The 16,455-nt window shown below is 58.2% G+C and carries 12 protein-coding genes and 1 pseudogene; 7 read left to right on the forward strand and 6 right to left on the reverse strand.

Features of this window, described 5'->3' with window-relative positions; genetic code table 11:
• Positions 1 to 355: 355 nt before the first annotated feature.
• The 3 genes from ACFO3E_RS09950 (at position 356) to ACFO3E_RS09960 (ending at position 4,689) form a co-directional block, all read left to right on the forward strand.
• Positions 356 to 2,740: a TonB-dependent receptor gene (locus ACFO3E_RS09950; protein WP_380804294.1), complete on the forward strand. Its 2,385-nt coding sequence runs from the start codon at positions 356 to 358 to the stop codon at positions 2,738 to 2,740.
• A 232-nt stretch (positions 2,741 to 2,972) separates the two neighbouring features.
• Complete coding sequence (locus ACFO3E_RS09955) at positions 2,973 to 3,752, forward strand: SDR family NAD(P)-dependent oxidoreductase (RefSeq protein ID WP_380804297.1); 780 nt, start codon at positions 2,973 to 2,975, stop codon at positions 3,750 to 3,752.
• Between the two features lie 97 nt (positions 3,753 to 3,849).
• Positions 3,850 to 4,689, forward strand: coding sequence for an SDR family oxidoreductase (locus ACFO3E_RS09960; RefSeq protein ID WP_380804300.1), 840 nt, complete (start codon positions 3,850 to 3,852; stop codon positions 4,687 to 4,689).
• A 355-nt stretch (positions 4,690 to 5,044) separates the two neighbouring features.
• Here the strand turns inward: ACFO3E_RS09960 and ACFO3E_RS09965 are convergent, their stop codons facing one another.
• Positions 5,045 to 6,454, reverse strand: coding sequence for an aldehyde dehydrogenase family protein (locus tag ACFO3E_RS09965; RefSeq protein WP_380804302.1), 1,410 nt, complete (start codon positions 6,452 to 6,454; stop codon positions 5,045 to 5,047).
• A 199-nt stretch (positions 6,455 to 6,653) separates the two neighbouring features.
• Positions 6,654 to 7,820, reverse strand: coding sequence for a phosphotransferase family protein (locus ACFO3E_RS09970; RefSeq protein ID WP_380804305.1), 1,167 nt, complete (start codon positions 7,818 to 7,820; stop codon positions 6,654 to 6,656).
• A 90-nt stretch (positions 7,821 to 7,910) separates the two neighbouring features.
• Between ACFO3E_RS09970 and ACFO3E_RS09975 the strand changes: the two genes are divergently transcribed.
• From ACFO3E_RS09975 to ACFO3E_RS09990, 4 genes are all read left to right on the forward strand, one after another.
• A complete protein-coding gene (locus ACFO3E_RS09975; RefSeq protein WP_380804307.1) occupies positions 7,911 to 8,606 on the forward strand; it encodes a phytanoyl-CoA dioxygenase family protein in 696 nt (231 codons plus the stop codon).
• 65 nt (positions 8,607 to 8,671) lie between these two features.
• Complete coding sequence (locus ACFO3E_RS09980; RefSeq protein ID WP_380804369.1) at positions 8,672 to 9,622, forward strand: SDR family NAD(P)-dependent oxidoreductase; 951 nt, start codon at positions 8,672 to 8,674, stop codon at positions 9,620 to 9,622.
• The gene (locus ACFO3E_RS09985) at positions 9,619 to 11,367 is read left to right on the forward strand and encodes an N-acyl-D-amino-acid deacylase family protein (RefSeq protein ID WP_380804308.1); all 1,749 of its coding nucleotides are present in this window, start codon (positions 9,619 to 9,621) and stop codon (positions 11,365 to 11,367) included. The genes ACFO3E_RS09980 and ACFO3E_RS09985 overlap by 4 nt, the downstream gene beginning before the upstream one ends.
• 157 nt (positions 11,368 to 11,524) lie before the next feature.
• Complete coding sequence (locus ACFO3E_RS09990) at positions 11,525 to 12,493, forward strand: NADPH:quinone oxidoreductase family protein (protein ID WP_380804311.1); 969 nt, start codon at positions 11,525 to 11,527, stop codon at positions 12,491 to 12,493.
• Positions 12,494 to 12,593: 100 nt separating this feature from the next.
• On the opposite strand, the pseudogene ACFO3E_RS09995 reads toward ACFO3E_RS09990, so the two are convergent.
• From ACFO3E_RS09995 to ACFO3E_RS10010, 4 genes and pseudogenes are all read right to left on the reverse strand, one after another.
• Positions 12,594 to 13,761: pseudogene (locus ACFO3E_RS09995) on the reverse strand (acyl-CoA dehydrogenase family protein).
• Between the two features lie 61 nt (positions 13,762 to 13,822).
• Positions 13,823 to 14,218 (reverse strand): nuclear transport factor 2 family protein, encoded by a 396-nt coding sequence (locus tag ACFO3E_RS10000; RefSeq protein WP_380804314.1) that lies wholly within the window; start codon positions 14,216 to 14,218, stop codon positions 13,823 to 13,825.
• A gap of 64 nt (positions 14,219 to 14,282) precedes the next feature.
• Complete coding sequence (locus tag ACFO3E_RS10005; RefSeq protein WP_380804317.1) at positions 14,283 to 15,884, reverse strand: class I adenylate-forming enzyme family protein; 1,602 nt, start codon at positions 15,882 to 15,884, stop codon at positions 14,283 to 14,285.
• A 1-nt stretch (position 15,885) separates the two neighbouring features.
• Entirely contained in the window at positions 15,886 to 16,317 is a 432-nt protein-coding gene (locus ACFO3E_RS10010) for a MaoC family dehydratase (RefSeq protein ID WP_380804371.1), read from the reverse strand.
• Positions 16,318 to 16,455 lie beyond the last annotated feature (138 nt).

The raw sequence follows: 16,455 nt of genomic DNA on the forward strand, positions 1-16,455 counted from the left end.
TCCACACCGCTTGGACCCTCATCGCTTCAATCCGCATGCTCAGGCGCAGAACCGCAAGGCTTTGTCAGAATTGAGAAACTTCCGAATCCGGCTCTAAGCAATTTGAGGCGACAGTGCTCATCACTGCGCCGACTGTCGAGGGGATCTGCGGTTTCTGCGCAGTTCAGCTTGTCGCCGCTTCTCATGGTCTCCGTTGCCTGCTGTGGCCAGCAGTCACAATGTCCATTTTCATTAAAAAGTTGCGCTTGATATTATTTCAATACTCCGTTCGAATAGCATTGACGACGGGCGGGGAGCCTTCTTAACACGAGACCATGAAACGCATCGTGGCATGACGATGGGGGAGGAGTTCTTTATGAAGTTTTCGACGGCCATATTGGGTCTCGCCGGCGCAAGCAGCGCGGCTTTAGCCGCCCCAGCGTGGGCGCAGACTTCCCAAGAAAGCAGCGCTGCGGCTTCCCCGATGGATATAATCGTGACCGCTCGCCGCCGCGATGAAAGCATGCAAGACGTGCCGCAGGTCGTGAATGCGGTGGGTGCAGAAAGCATCGAGAAGCTTAATCTTCAGCGTTTCGAGGACATTCAGACCGTGGTGCCGGGCCTCACGCTCACTGCGGCCAACAACGGCGTCTCGTCCAGCCTCACGCTACGCGGCGCGACGTTTGAATCGCTCGGCAGTGCATCACCGACCGTGGAATTCTACACCAACGATGCGCTTATGTTTCCCACCTTCGTCTTCAAGTCGCTTTTCGACGTGGGACAGGTGGAAGTATTGCGTGGGCCGCAAGGCACGCTACGCGGCCGCGCCTCGCCATCGGGGTCGATCACCGTACAGACGCGCCGCCCGGATCTGAGTGAGGTCGGTGGATATCTGAACGTCACGGCGACGAACAAGGATGCGCTAAATATCAACGGCGCAATCAATATTCCACTGATCAATGACAAGGTGGGCCTCCGCTTATCGGGCATCACCGATAAAAATGACTTTGATTTCGCCAGAAGCATCAACAGCAACGTCAAGCCCAGCTCGGAAACCGAAGGCGGACGTATCAGCCTCCGCGTGGAACCCTCCGACGCGATTAGCGCCAATGTGATGTATCAAGTTGTGTCCCGCGATCTGGTATATTTTACTCAAGTCGAATCCATTTCGCTGTCGCAACCGACGATTTCCCCTGGAACCAGCCAGATCATTCACGGCAGTGATCGTATGGGTATCAGCGAGGAGCCCAACAAGGTTAGTGAAACGCAACGGACATTGACCGCTAATGTAGAAGCCCGGTTCGCCGGCCAGCGCCTGTCATTTGTCGGCGCGCGGCTTTGGTGGAAATACGCGTCTCTCGAACCTCAAGACTTCGCCAATGCTTTCCCAGGCGAAGATCTGGTTCGCACGCTCAACACCGATTTCAAGACCTGGACCGCTGAAGGTCGACTGTCATCGGATGACCGTCTGTTCGGAATGCTTGACTACACGGTAGGTGTATTCCACTCCTATTTTGCCGGGCCGAACAATCTGGTGAGCCCGAACGCGATCACGATCGACGGCAGTTTCCTGGGCGCTGCTCCCGGGCCGATACTTGTCGCGGTTGCAAACGCGAACATCGGCACCAATGGCCACCAAGATGAAACGTCTTTCTTCGGCAATCTCACCGCACATGTGGCCGATAATACTGAAATTTCCGGGGGCCTCCGTTACATAAATTTCAAGAACAATGTTTCGCTAACGATTAACGGCGGGACGTTGCTCGATCTCGACACGAAGCATAAGCCAGTCGTGTATAACTTCTCAGTTTCTCACCGTTTCAGCGACTCATTGCTTGCCTATGCCAATACCGGCAGTTCCTGGCGCAGCGGGCCTTACACGATCGGCGTCTTCCGTTCGCCGACGCCTAATCTAACCCGGTTCACCGCGCTGGAGCCGGAAAAGTCGAAATCCTACGAAGTCGGCATCAAGTCCGACCTGTTTGACCGCAAGCTCCGGCTGAACCTGGCCGCATTCTATCAAAAGTTCGATGGCTTCATCTATCGCGGCCCGCCGGTCACTTATGTCAACATCAGTTCGACCGGAACGGAGGTGCCCGCTCAATTCAACTTCCAGGCAAATGTTCCCGCAACGATCAAGGGCCTGGAACTCGACGCTACCTTCCAACCCTCAAAACGACTCTCCATCAATGCCGGTCTTGCATACTCCAAGGGCAGGATCAAAAATGGGGTGGTCGCCTGCAACGACCTAAACGGCGACGGCGTGCCGGACGGAGGAACGCCGACAATTGCGCAGATCAAGGCTGCGTCAAACGGTGATGCTGTGGCGGCGTGTTCGGTGAGTCGGCGACTATCAACCGAACCGAACCTGACCTTTACAGTTCAGCCGGAGTATAATCTGCCCCTGTCCGACAGGGCTGACGGGTTCGTCCGTGGCTTGCTTTCCTATTATGGCCATAATTCAGGTTCGCCAACGAACCCCTACGATACGGTCAAAGCCTACGGGATCCTCAATCTCTTCCTCGGCGTTCGAGCACCCGACAATGGTTGGGAACTGTCGCTATTCGCCAAGAATATCACGAACACGGGACGGGTTCTTCAGCGTGGCGATCAGGCAATTTTCACCAGCATTCAGGCATTGCAGCCGCCTACTTTCACATCGCCGATCGGCGGATCAGCGACGAGCGCCTATGTCAGCTCTCGCTATACCAGCCCGCGTGAGTTCGGCATCAACTTGCGGGTCGCCTTCGGCTCGCGCTGACGTGATTTCGATAATGGGGGAGGTGGACGGGGCTTAGCGGCCTCGTCCATTTTTTGGGCCTCACTACGGGACGCCTGGCTCCGGCGCCCTTGGTCCGGTCAGACGATAATTGAATAATGATATCCAATTACACTTGCGGCTTGAGCGGGATCGGCATAGCAAGGAACTGGCTTAGATATACGGTCCCGGCTTTTGTGACGCGGCGGGCATTGATCCAACCAAGGAGAGGAAGTTGACCAGGCGTTTTGAACAAAAGGTGGCTATCGTCACAGGCGGGTCGGCCGGTATCGGCGCAGCTGTGGTGCGTCGTTTGGCAGCTGAAGGTGCCTTGGTCGTTGTGGCAGGACGCAACCCACTTGATTCAGACGACCCCAACATCTCTTTCCATCGCACCGATGTCAGTAATCTTTCAGAGGTAGAGGCGCTTGTTTCCTCCACGGTAGCGCGGTTGGGCAGACTTGACGTTCTAGTCAACAATGTTGGTGTGGGGACGATGGGTGAACCCGCCGACTTACCGGTTACGGAATGGGAAAGATTGCTCGCGTTCAACCTGTCCTCCGTCTTTTACGGTTGCAAGGCCGCCATGCCCTGTATGCGGGAACGCGGCGGCGCCATAGTCAACATTTCTTCGATCGGCGGTCTCGTCGCAGATTTCGGAATGGGTGCTTATAATGCTACCAAAGCGGCTCTGAATAATTATACACGCTCAGTAGCTCTTGACGGAGCGCGCCATAACATCCGCGTCAATGCCCTTTGCCCCGGCGCGATTGGGGATACCGTAGTACAAGTCGGCAGCCATGGCACGGACGCAGATCGCCAAGCCTGGCTAGACGCCATTCCGCTGGGGCGACTGGGACGTTCTGAGGAAATGTCGAATGTCGTCGCTTTCCTGGCATCCGACGAGGCCTCCTATATCACTGGTTCGATCATCGTCGCGGATGGCGGAGTTACGGCTTGGACGGGACTTCCGAACATTCCGGCGAAAGTTCGCCAAATGCGGGGCGAGGCATAGTAAGAATTGCCTGAGATGGCAGACCGCTTGCATCCGAATAGACCGTTAACGGACGCGGCAAACAAAGTAACGCCTATGACCGGAGAGAAGCGACCATATGAACCATCGCACCGCGTTGATTACCGGCGCTGCAGGAGGAATGGGTCGGGCTTGTGCTCGCCTGCTGGGGACCACGCATGACCTTCTGCTCACCGACAAAGATGGGCAAGGTCTTCAAGAAGTTGTGGATGAGCTTTCTGCCGAAGGTCATGTCATAGGCTGCGCCGTTGCTGGAGACTTGCTGGACGATACAGTTCTCACCCATCTAGTCACGAAGTTGCGGGAGGACCGTCCCTTTACGCTGGTGAACGCAGCGGGAATGTCCGCCTCAATGGCGGAATGGCCGACATTGCTCAAAGTCAATCTGGTCGCAGTGGAAAAGCTGCTGAGGATGGTCGAGTTGCAACTGCGGCCCGACAGTGTCGCCATTCTCATCGCCTCTATCGCGGGGCATTTCTACAAAGGTGATGACGATGCCGACGCCATCTTGAAAGATCCACTGGATGTGGATTTTAATGATCGTATCGCACCGCATGCTGAGGGCATCACCCATGCGCGACAGAGCAATAGCGGATTAAGCGGCACGGTATATTGTATGGCGAAGCGAGAAGTAATGCGTATCTGTGAACGCCGCGTGGAACATTGGGGCCAATATGGCGCTCGTATCCTGTCGATTTCGCCCGGCATGATTCTGTCACCAATGGGCCGCAAGGAGATCGCTGTTACACCTGCTGCCGGATCGATGATCGAAGCTGCCCCGCTGCGCCGGCCGGGGCGACCGATGGAAATAGCCCGATTAGCTGAGTTTCTGGCGAGCGATGCGGCATCATTCATCACCGGCTGCGATTTCAGAATAGATGGCGGCTTAGCAGGCAAGACCGCTGCACTTCATGTTTAGCTACGCTGCGGCCAGCAACCAAATGAATAACGTGAGTGGACGCTCCCCCCTCCCCTGCGAACCGGCGTCTCCCTTCCCCCATCGGAAGTTGCTTAGGTCCCGCTAAGCATGCAGGAACAACTGCACTTTCGTGATGATGCCGCACCTATGAGATACGGTGCCGCCGAGCTGCCCGTCCACGCCGCCACTAAAGCGTGCCCTGTCGCCTCATTCCCGGCCGTTTGACCGCTCACTTCGTCTACCTCAGATGCGGCCGTTGCGTACAAGTGGAAATGACTACGAGTACCTCGCTGATGAAAAGAGCGTTCCTCACCTCCAGTGAGGCACGCTCCTTCACAATCGGAGTTAGATTTCCTCAGTGCGCGACGCTGATGACAATGCGTTGAGCAAATTCCAGAAGGCCGTTCTCGGTAAACTCGCTGCCGATCCCGGACTGTTTGGCGCCTCCGAAGGGAATGTGCGGCCCGAAGTGAGATGCATGGTTGATCCACACGGTCCCACTATCAACGCGCTGTGCGACTTTCGCCGCACGGTCGATGTCGGTCGACCAGATCGACCCGCCCAAACCATATTCAGACGAATTTACCCTAGCGATGACGCTGTCCAAATCATTGTCCCCATAGCGGATCAGTGGCAAAATTGGTGCGAACTGCTCCTCCTCTACCAGCGGTGATCCGTCTTCTATGTCACGAACGATCGTCGGCTGCACGAACAGGCCTTCACCCGGATGCACCTCTCCACCCGCAATGACCTTCCCGTCGCGATGAGCGATCTCCAGATAATGCTTCGCCTTCGCATATTGCGCTTGGTTCTGCATCGGGCCCATGCGCGTGCCCTGCTCCAGCCCGTCACCCACTGGCAGGGCATTCGCCTCTTGGCCCAACGCATCGGCCAGCGTGTCATACAGCGCCTCTGGAACATAGACACGCTTGACCGCAACGCACACCTGCCCCGCATTGCCGAACGCCGACGCAGCAATGCCCCGCGCTGTGCGCTCGATATCGGCATCGTCGAGCACAATTGCTGCATCGTTGCCGCCCAATTCTAGGGTCAGGCGCTTGAGCGTGTTAGCTGAAGCCTCCAAGATCCGCTTGCCGGTGGCGGTTGAACCGGTGAAGCTGATCTTGGCGATGTCGGGATGCGAGGATAGCAGAGGGCCGAGATCGTTATCGTCCACGAGCACGCTGACGATACCGGCGGGGAAGATCGTCGATGCTATTTCGCCCAAAATCGTAGCGACCAGCGGGGTCGTCGGCGCTGGCTTCAGGATGAAGGCGTTACCAAGCAGGACCGCGGGCGCCAGCTTGTAGGTGGGGATGAGGAAGGGAAAGTTCCACGGCGTGATGCCTGCTACCACTCCCAGCGGCTTGTAGTGGACCTCTATATGATATGCCTCGTCGTCCTGCACAGTTTCGACCGGGATTTCCATGTCAGCGAAATATCGCGCGAACAGCGACGCATAACCAATCTCTCCGATGGCATCGGTGAGCGGCTTGCCCTGCTCCTGAGTCATCGTGCGCGCAATCTCATCTGTCCGAGCGTCAATCGCATCGGCCAACTGGCGCAGCTTCGCACGACGCTCTTCTATTGACGTCGCGGCCCACGCGGGCTGCGCTGCTTTGGCGGCCGCTATTGCCTGTTCAGCTTGCGCCTTTGAAGCCCGTTGAACGCTCGCAATTACCTGCCCGGTCGCAGGATTCAGAACTTCAAGCGCTGCCTCACCGTCTACCAAGGCTCCGTTTATCAGAAGCTTATATGTCGTCACGTTATCTCTCCTAAACTAATCTCGCCGTGATATCGGTTCTAATCCGCTCCAACTCTAACGATTGAATAGTGCAGCTCAATTGAATTTTAAGCCGACAGCCATCAATCTCTTTCAAAGATTAGGTTTTTAACGCGGGTGCAGCATGAGCTTTGCGATCAGTCGTGTGTTGAACCGCTGTGGTGTCGCGCAGGGACATTGATTACAGACCTGCCGCCTCCAGTGCGCGACGTGCAAAAGCTGGCCCGAGTGCGCCTACTTCCAGCGCATCGCCGGATGTCGCACTACCCGAGCGTGCGCGCGCTGCGATGCCCTCGAAGATGACGGCGAGACGAAACAGCGCGAAGGCGAAGTGAAACGGGCGCACCTTTACGGGCTTGCCTCTGGCCGCTTCATAGCGCGCGAGATATTCTGACTCGCTCGGAATACCAAGCTTCTGATGGTCCAGGCCCAATATTCCACCATATTCGGACGGTGCAGTGCGCCAAGGCAGAGCGCTGTACGCAAGGTCGGCAAGCGGATGGCCCAATGTGGAAAGCTCCCAATCGAGTACCGCTATCACGCGTGGTTCGGTGGGGTGAAACATCAGGTTCCCCAGCCGAAAATCACCATGAGCGATGGTCGTGTCATCCTCATCGATAGGCATGTTCGCGCGGAGCCAGTCTATGAGTGTCTCGATCATCGACCGGGTATTTGGGGCGGATCCCGTGGTGTCACGCCATTGCCGATCCCATCGCCTCAGTTGGCGTCCGAAATAGTCGTTCGGCTTGCCATAATCGCTGAGACCGATCGCGCGCCAGTCGACATCATGCAGCACCGCGAGCGTATCCGCCATCGACAAGTACAAAGCTCGCCGTTCCTCGGACGGAACATCTCGGAGCGAGCAATCAGAAAAAACGCGGCCAGCCAGACGCTCCATTACATAGAAAGGCGTGTCCAATACGTCGCACTGCTCATGCAAGATCAGCATCGGAGGGACCGGCAACGCGCTTTGCTCAAGCGCAGCCTGCACCCGGTATTCCCGCTCGATAGCATGGGCCGAATCAAGGACTGCTCCACTAGGCTTTTTACGCAAGACGAGATTACGATTATCATAGGTCAGGAAGAACGTCGGGTTGGATTGACCTCCACCGACCTTTTCCATCCGCATCTCGCCATCGAGACCTAGAATCATCTTCCTCAAAGAACTGTCCAATCGGTCCACGTCGATGCCGTATCTGTCCATAACCTGCCTTATTATCACGTCGCTTACACCCGCCAATGCTGTGGATATTGCTGCACAGCGCGAAGCTAGGTGACGACCAATCGAGCACACCTCCCTGCCTATAGTGGGAAACGCTGCCCCAAACAATTGACAAGGCTTGTCCAATTAATCAAGGTGGGCGCTGCCAGAAGGGCAGCGCCATCTGCGGCTGGCGAGATCAGCGCTTTGCTGCCGCTACGACGTAAGGAGATGAAGATGCCTTTGGATCAGCGCCTTGCCGAGCAACTCCGGCAGGACGGATTTTGTGTTATTCCCGACGCGCTGCCCCCTGAAACGCTGCGGCGAGCCAAGGAGGCACTCGATAACGCCGTTACGAAAATGCGAGCAGAGGGCGAATCGACTTTTGATCAGAAGATCGATTACACCGACGCCAACATTCGGGTTCAAAACCTTCCTGACCGCGACCCGATCTTTGGTGAGTTGCTCGAATGGCCCGAGGCGATAGAAATCGTTCATCACCTACTAGGACCGGACGCCATTGTCGCCTCTTTTACAGCGAATATCGCCCTGCCCGGTTCGCGTTCGATGAAAATCCATTCGGATCAGGCGCTGGTTGAGCCCGGCCCTTGGGAAGAGATCACGGCGCTGAACATCATCTGGTGCCTTGACGACATTTACGAGGAAAATGGTGCCACGCGGTATCTGCCGGGTAGCCATAACATCCGCACCTTCGAGGAATTACCTGCGGACGCCGAAGCGCAAATGACCCCGTTTGTGGCCAAGGCGGGGTCGCTGGTGGCGATGGAAGGGCGTGTTTGGCACACATCAGGCGCAAACGTCACGAAGGATCAGGAACGCCGGCTGATCTTCGCTTATTATCTGAAGCCGTCCGTCCGTCCAAGTGTGGACTGGGAGGAACTGATCAAGCCTGATGCCGCTGCCGATCATTAAGCGACCGGAGGAATGTCGGGCAAGGCGCTGAGCGTGGGTGAGTGAAAGTGACGGCGACAACAGAAATGCGTTTTGATGGGCAGGCTGCCGTCATCACGGGGGCTGGCGCAGGCCTCGGGCGCGCTTATGCTCTTTTTCTCGCTTCCCGAGGGGCCCGCGTATTGGTCAACAACCGGGCCGGAATGTCCAGCCCGGAGAAAGTAGTCGAAGAGATTAGGGCTGCCGGTGGTGAGGCCGTAGCAGACTGTCACGATGCCGCCAACGAAGCGGCCAGCATCGTGAAGGCCGCGGTCGATGCTTTTGGGCAGATCGACATAGTAATAGCAAATGCTGGCATCGCCCTCACCGGACCGGTGGCGACAACGCCCCTTGATCAATGGCGTCAGACGATGGAAGTCACCTTCTTCGGAGCCGTCGATCTCCTGAAGCATGCTTGGTCCGAACTCGCCAAGACGCGGGGACGTGTCATCACCACATCATCCAGTTCAATTTTCGGGCAGGAACGAACAGCGCCTTATTCGGCGCCTAAGGCCGCCATCCTCGCGTTGACCCGAGCCGCTGCGCTCGAAGGGCGCGCGGCGGGCATCCGCGTCAACGCGATCCTGCCTGTAGCCTTCACGAAAATGAATGCGGGCATCACCGATCCGGTTTTCCTCGCCCAATTGCGCGATAACTTCCTTCCCGAGCAGGTCGCTGCGGCGGTCGGCTGGCTCGCGCATGAATCGGTTTCCGTCACGGGCGAGGCCTTCTCGATCGGGGGAGGCCGCATCGCACGCGTTTTCACAGGCGTGAGCCGCGGTTGGGGCAAAGGGCACCTGGCCCCGGAAGACTTTGTCGGCCACCTGGAAGATATACTCGATCTTGAAGACTTCCGCGCGCCCGCCAATTCGGGCGAAGAGGTCATCTTTGCCGGCGAACAGCTGGGGCTTTCCTTGGCCAGCAGATATACTGACATGGGACGATCAGCTTCGTCGCGCACGTGGCCTGGTGAACAAATTGCAGAGGAAATGAAATGAGCATTCGTTACCAATTCCTGATCAAGAACGGCACCGTCGTCGACGGCACCGGTGCGCCGGCCTTCATCGCTGACGTGCGGGTGGATGATGGTATCATCACGAAGATCGGCAAGGACCTGGCCATCGAGGGGCGCGAACGCGTGATCGACGCCACTGGCTGCTATGTAACCCCCGGCTTCATCGAATCGCACAATCATTGGGACGCCGGTGTATGGTGGTCGCCGATGGTCGAGCCGATGGCGTCATATGGCATCACATCTTCGATCAACGGCAATTGCGGCTTTTCCTGCGCGCCGCTCTCGCAGGATCCTGCGGTGCGCAATGAAATGATCAACATCTTCAACTATTTTGAGGACATTCCCGTCAAGGCTCAGCAAGACCAGATTCCATGGAAATGGACGAAGTGGAGCGAATATCGGGATTCGCTGTCGAAGAACGTCAAGTTTCCGGTGAATTTCGGAGCCCTATGCGGCCATATTCCGATCCGCCTGACCGTGATGGGCCTCGATGCCTGGGACCGCGAGGCCAACAGCGCCGAGATCGCCGCGATGGCGGAGTTGCTGGAAGATGCCTTGCAAGCGGGGGCGATCGGCATGTCCTCCAACCTCATGGACCGCGACCGCCAGAACCGTCCCATTCCCACCAAACTGGCGAACGACGAGGAATGGCTGGCGCTGCTGAAGGTACTCGCCCGCTATCCGGGCGCCATGCTGCAAGTCATGGTTGACACCGTGCGCGACCTTAACGGCGCGGAGCAACTCGCGCATCTGGGCGAACTCAATCGGGAAGCAGGCGCACGCATCCAGTGGTCGGGCATGCCCACGCTGAAGTTCCAGAAGGAAATCAAACCCCGTTTTCAGGAAGTGCATGATCGCCTGAACGGCGAAGGACAAGAGGTCTGGACCACCTACAGTCATGTTGCGCCAACGGTCGTGTTCAACATGGACGCGGGCATGATGTTCGGACAGCAGGGTGCTCCCGTGTGGCAGGCCTTCACCAACGAACCCGAGCGCGCGAAGAAGGAAGCGATGCTGACGGACCCTGCCTGGCTCGATCAGGCACGCAAGTCCTGGGATGGCCTCTATTCGCATTCCACCTTGCTGGACCCCACCTCCCTCACCTTCATCGAAAGCCAGACAGGCTATGGCCCGACGGGGATCACCCTGGCGGATCACATGAAGGCAAAGGGCTTCGACCATCCCTCTGACGCCTTCGCCGACTGGCTGCTCTACAATGGTTCGGGATCGGTCATTCACAAGCGCGCCTGGGAGTTTGACGATGACGTCATCATGGAATTGTTCCATGATCCCCGGGGCTGCGGCAACGCGTCGGACGGAGGCGCGCATGGACAGACGCTGTGCGGCGCCGGGGATAACATCTACCTTCTGACGCATTTCGTTCGGGACCAGAAGCTTCTATCCATTGAGGAAGGCATCCACGTCATGACGGGCAAGCTCGCTGAATGCTTTGCCCTTGCGGACCGCGGTATCTTGAAGGAAGGGCTGCGCGCCGACATCGCTGTCTTCAACATCGATGAGGTGGAGCGCCGTCCCCAGGAAAAGATCTGGGATGTGCCCGACGGCGAAGGTGGGCGCACCTATCGCTACACACGCGCTGCCGCGCCGATGCGCATCACGCTGTGCAATGGCGTTGCTACCTTCGACAACGGCACCGTAACGGGACGTTTCCCGGGTGAACTCATAGCGCCGTCCGCACAGCCGCCCTTTGCCTTGGCCGCAGAATAAGGCAGGCAGCAAGGGGACCAACTCGCTTGAAATTTTGGCCCCTTTTGCGCGGGAATGATGCACTCCCTGCTGTCGGCACGGTGCGGTCAATACGGCTTTCGTACCTCAGTGCCTTCGGCCACTGGCAAGCAGTTGATCTATAGCAAAAGGTAAGATAGTGCGCGCATTTCAGCTGACGGATTATGTCGGACCCGATGGCCTTGTGCCCGTTGATGTTCCGGAACCCACCCCGGGACAGGACGAATTGCTGGTCGATGTAAAGGCGATCGGGATCAATTTTCCTGACCTTTTGATGACCAAGGGGCAGTATCAGTTTCGCCCTGAACTGCCGGCCATTCCGGGCTGCGAGATCAGCGGCGATGTCCTAACGGCACCTGCGGGATCGGGCTTGCAGACCGGCGACCGCGTCGCCGCATTTATCTGGCAAGGCGGATTTGCAGAACGGGCAACAGTTCCGCTGCGGGCCGTTATGCCTATTTCCCAGACGATGGATCATGCCGACGCAGCTGCCATCGTCGTGAACTATCACACGGTCCATTTCGCTTTGTCCAGACGCGGCCATATTCGCGCTGGGGAAAGGGTGCTTGTCATGGGCGCAGGCGGCGGCATCGGTACAGCGGCAATCCAAATAGCCAACGGCTTTGGCGCGCATGTCATCGCCGGCGTTGCTAATGAAGCGCAAATCGCTGTCGCGCGTGCCGCCGGAGCGGCCGATGTGTTGACCCTGGAACCAGGCTTTGCCAAGGCGGTGAAGGTGCTGTCGGGTGATCGAGGGGTCGACATCGTTGTTGATCCGGTGGGTGACTGGCTGTTCGATGAAGCGCTCCGCGTGCTCGCCCCGGAAGGTCGCCTCCTGGTCATCGGCTTTGCTGCCGGCGAGATCCCGCAGGTCAAGGTGAACCGCCTTCTGCTCCGCAACATTTCCGTTGTCGGAGCGGCGTTCGGCGCCTTCCTTGACCTCGATCCGGGCCTCATGGCGGAGCAGGGACGATCGCTCATGGAAATGGCGGCGGCAGGACATGTCAGGCCTCAGATCGGCCAACGCTTCTCCTTCGCCGAGTTGCCGACAGCTTTGAACAAGCTATCAACCGGAGGAATCGCCGGGAAAGCCGTGGTGGCGCTCTGACGGGCGAACAGATGCACCAAGTGGCTTGAGACGCGATCGGTTTTGATCGATGAGCCCGCGAGCGCATCTATGTGCTTGCGGGCTCATGATGCGTCAGTTTTCAGGAGTAGCCCGCCTCATTCTTCAAAAAGTCTCGCTTGATCTTCTTGGCGAGGGACCATTTATGCACTTCCGTCGGACCATCATAGATACGGAAGGCCCGGATTTCGCGGAACGCTTGCTCCACCATTGTCTCGCCCGAGACACCGATAGCTCCCATCACCTGAACGCAGCGATCGACAACCCTCATCAGCGCCTCGGACACGGCAACTTTGGTCATGGAGCTTTCGACGGTGCCAAGATCACCGGTGTCGAGCACACCGGCGCACCAGTCGATCATCAATTCCGCCTGCTGGAGATCGATGAGATTCTCTGCAAGCTGGAAGCCCACGCCCTCATGATCAACCAGCAGCTTGCCGAACGCCATCCGCTTGCAGGCATAGTCGGTGGCAACCTGGTGCGCGCGGGTGGCGACGCCGTGCCAGCGCATGCAGTGAGAGAGACGCGCGGGACTGAGACGTATCTGCGCATATTTGTACGCCTCTCCAGGCGCGCCCAGTATTTGGTCCGCAGATCACGCGCAGATTTTCGATCGATACCAGCGCGTGGCCGCCCGGCATGGAGCTGTCGATGGTGTCGTACACCTTGATCAGCTTGATCGCAGGGTCAGGCAGATCGACCAGGAACAATGTTGCCCCCTCCTCTGCCTTAGCCATGACTATACCGACCTTTGCGCCCTCAAAGCCCGTTATGAACGCCTTGCGCCCATTGACGGTCCAGCAGTCCTCATCTTTTACTGCGGTCGTGCTGAGAAGGGACGGATCGGAACCCGCGCCATTCTCCGCTGCCGGTTCGGTCATGAAAAAGGCTGAGCGGGCGCCGTCGATCAGCGGATCGAGAAAGCGCGCCTTTTGCTCCGCGCTCGCCGCCTTGCCGAGAAGATACATGTTGCCCTCATCCGGGGCAGCGGTGTTGCAGGCTATCGGCCCCAGGATCGACAGGCCGCTCTTCTTGAGGATAAGCGCCGTTTCCAGCTGGGTCAGGTGCGCCCCGCCACTCAGGATGTGCGGCGTCAAAACGCCCGCCTCGCGCGCCTTGCCCCGCAGCTCCTCGACCAGATCGTCAGAAGGATCGTGATGGCCAAGGCGCGAGTCGCCTTCATATGGGATCACCACCTCACAAACGAAGGCCTCGACCCTGGCGGCAATGGCATTCGCCCGCTCGGTCATCATTTTCCCTCCCAGCTTTAATTGGCGATCCCGTGCCAGTCGATAAGTCGCGCAGGGCCACTCACTTGCCCCGTCGCTCGACGGGCGCACCCTCCGCCAGCGGAAACGTGCTTTTTATGTCGCAATATTCCTCAAGGCGATCAATCAGCCCTTCCTTGATCCGCACAACCAGGCAACAAGCCAGGCCATGCCGCGCGCCGGCCTGGTCGCGGGTAAAGAAGACGTGCTGCTGCACACAGCCCTGGGCTGTCGCGTAGCGCTGGATATCCGCAACCCCCCTCTCCTTCGTGGCTGCAATCATCTGCTCCCAACCGGGTCGAATCTGATCGACACTCAGAGCCATGCCAATGCCATTGTTCCAGATGCGCGCATTCGGCGTCAGACAGGCGACAGCCGTATCCAGATCACCCATGCAGATGGCACCGTAAAAGCGGTCGAGTATTGCGAGATCTTGCACGATAATCTTCCTATCCATTCTTCTTGGCGAGCAGATGGCAGCATATTACGCTGCCACAGCGATCTCAACGGCCCGGCCCGACCAGGGCGCGCAACTGCGCCTTCATAACTTTGCCATTGGCATTGCGTGGCAGCGGCCCGTCCAGCTGCACCACCAACTCCGGCAGCTTATAGTCGGAAAGATTGCGCGCGCAGTGCGCCTTCACCGCGGCCTCTGCATTGGCCAGCGATCCGCAGACGAATGCTGCAACCCGTTCGCCCAAGACGGAATCGGGATAGCCCACCACCGCGCATTCCACGACCCCCGGCAAGCGGGCGATCACATGCTCCACTTCCAGAGAGTAAATCTTGTAACCGCCCCGATTGATGACATCCTTGAGACGGTCGCTGATCCGCAAATATCCCTCCTCGTCCATCGAGCCGATGTCACCCGATCGCCAATAGCCGCCGATGAAAGCGGATGCGTTAGCCTCTGCATTGTTCCAGTAGGCCGAAATCGTCATCGGCCCTCCGATCAACACCTCGCCGCACTGCCCCCGCGGAACCTCATGTCCGTCTTCATCGACGATCAGGATGTCCGCACAATCCACCGGCTGGCCGACGGAATCGGCGCGGGCTGCGAGTTGGTCCGCCCTCAGAATGGTCGCCGGCGACGTGGTTTCGGTCGCCCCATAGATGTTGAATAACCCCAGACCTGGGATCTTCTCTGCGAGTCTGGTGATGGAAATATCGGGCATCGGCGCCCCGCCGAACCCACCCACTCGCCAACTGGAGAGGTCCGCCTCCACGCTGTCCAGTGCAAGCAGACAAAGATTGTACATTGCCGGAACCATGAGCGTGTAGGTCACGCGTTCCCGATCGATCAGGGCGAGAAGGTCGCGCGCCTTGAAGTCGGTCATCATCACCGTTGTGCCTGCAACGCCGATCGCCGCCAGCAGGATGGCGACCAGCCCCGTCACATGCGATGCAGGCACAGCCAGAGCGGCGACATCTCCGTCGCGCAGACCAAAGCCGTGCCGGTAGTGTGCGACCGAATGCACGACACCCAGTTGAGAGAGCGTCGCGCCCTTGGGCTCCCCGGTGGTGCCGGATGTGTAAAGGATGCAGAAGGGATCGTCCTCATGCGGTTCGGCAACTTCGGCGAAAGAGGCCGAAAAGGGAGCTTCGGCCAGCCAATCGAACGGTTCAGCCCCCTCCGTCTCGCCACTGACCACGAACCGCCTGGACAAAAGCGGCAGAGTCTCGGCTTTTGGAACCTCCTCAGCCATGGACGCTTCGAAGACGATTGCCTTTGCTTCGCATTTCTGAAGCATGAACTGGATTTCGGGCAGCTTCTGCCGAGGGTTGAGGGGCACGACGATGACGCCGATGCGAGCAGCCGCCAATATCGTGAACAAAAATTCGGGCCGATTGCCAATCAGGATCGCAAGCCGATCGCCCTTGCTGATGTCGCGCGCCACCCATGCTGATGCGATCCGCTCGACCTTGTCCCCCAGCTCTTCATATGTCAGCCGCAAATCGCCTGCGACAACCGCAACCCTCTCGGGCGCATGCTCGGCGGCGCTGCGCAGCAGAGCGTGGACCGTCGGGGCCCGGTTCGTGTGGCAGCGGACCATACGCCCGAAGTGCATCTCGTGCCGGATAGGCTGCTTGAAATCGTTCAGCACCTCATTCGCTCCACTTGAGGATGTGGTCGGCAACCGCGACCAACTCGCCTGACTGGTTGGTAACCGTAACAGCCGCCTGCGCGCGGCGGCGCTCTTCATCAATGGCGGCGATCGAATAGTCGATCGTCACCGTGTCACCCAGGCGGACAGGCTTTAGAAAGCGTATCTTGTCGAAGCCAAGGGACAGTGGAACGCCAACTGCGCCGTTCGTGGCCGCCTTCTCCGCCATCTTGGTCGAGCAGGTCGAGATATAGCCAATCAGCAGTGCGCCATGAGCAATGCGACCGCCGAAAGACGTCGCCTGCATCGCCTGTTCATTCACATGGTTTGGTGAAAGATCTCCAGTTATCCCTGCGAATAAGTAGATATCTGTTTCACCTACTGTTTTTGAAAACCGGGTGGCGTCACCGACGCGAATTCCAAGGTCGTGCATCACTCGATGTCCTGAGCACGAGAGAAATATGGCTCGTCGCGATACCCCCTCTTCTGCTGCTCGCAAGAGGCGCCGCTCCCTCTGACTGCCCCGCGATATCGCCGTTTTTCGCACTCGAGCGGTCGATCATTTCGCTCC

It is taken from the genome of Sphingobium tyrosinilyticum, assembly GCF_042654265.1.
GTDB lineage: Bacteria > Pseudomonadota > Alphaproteobacteria > Sphingomonadales > Sphingomonadaceae > Sphingobium > Sphingobium tyrosinilyticum.

Coding starts and splice junctions, on each gene's coding strand:
- ACFO3E_RS09980 (WP_380804369.1), top strand. CDS start 8,672: ATGCGTTTTGATGGGCAGGCTGCCGTCATCACGGGGGCTGGCGCAGGC.
- ACFO3E_RS09985 (WP_380804308.1), top strand. CDS start 9,619: ATGAGCATTCGTTACCAATTCCTGATCAAGAACGGCACCGTCGTCGAC.
- ACFO3E_RS09960 (WP_380804300.1), top strand. CDS start 3,850: ATGAACCATCGCACCGCGTTGATTACCGGCGCTGCAGGAGGAATGGGT.
- ACFO3E_RS09950 (WP_380804294.1), top strand. CDS start 356: ATGAAGTTTTCGACGGCCATATTGGGTCTCGCCGGCGCAAGCAGCGCG.
- ACFO3E_RS09975 (WP_380804307.1), top strand. CDS start 7,911: ATGCCTTTGGATCAGCGCCTTGCCGAGCAACTCCGGCAGGACGGATTT.
- ACFO3E_RS10010 (WP_380804371.1), bottom strand. CDS start 16,317: ATGCACGACCTTGGAATTCGCGTCGGTGACGCCACCCGGTTTTCAAAA.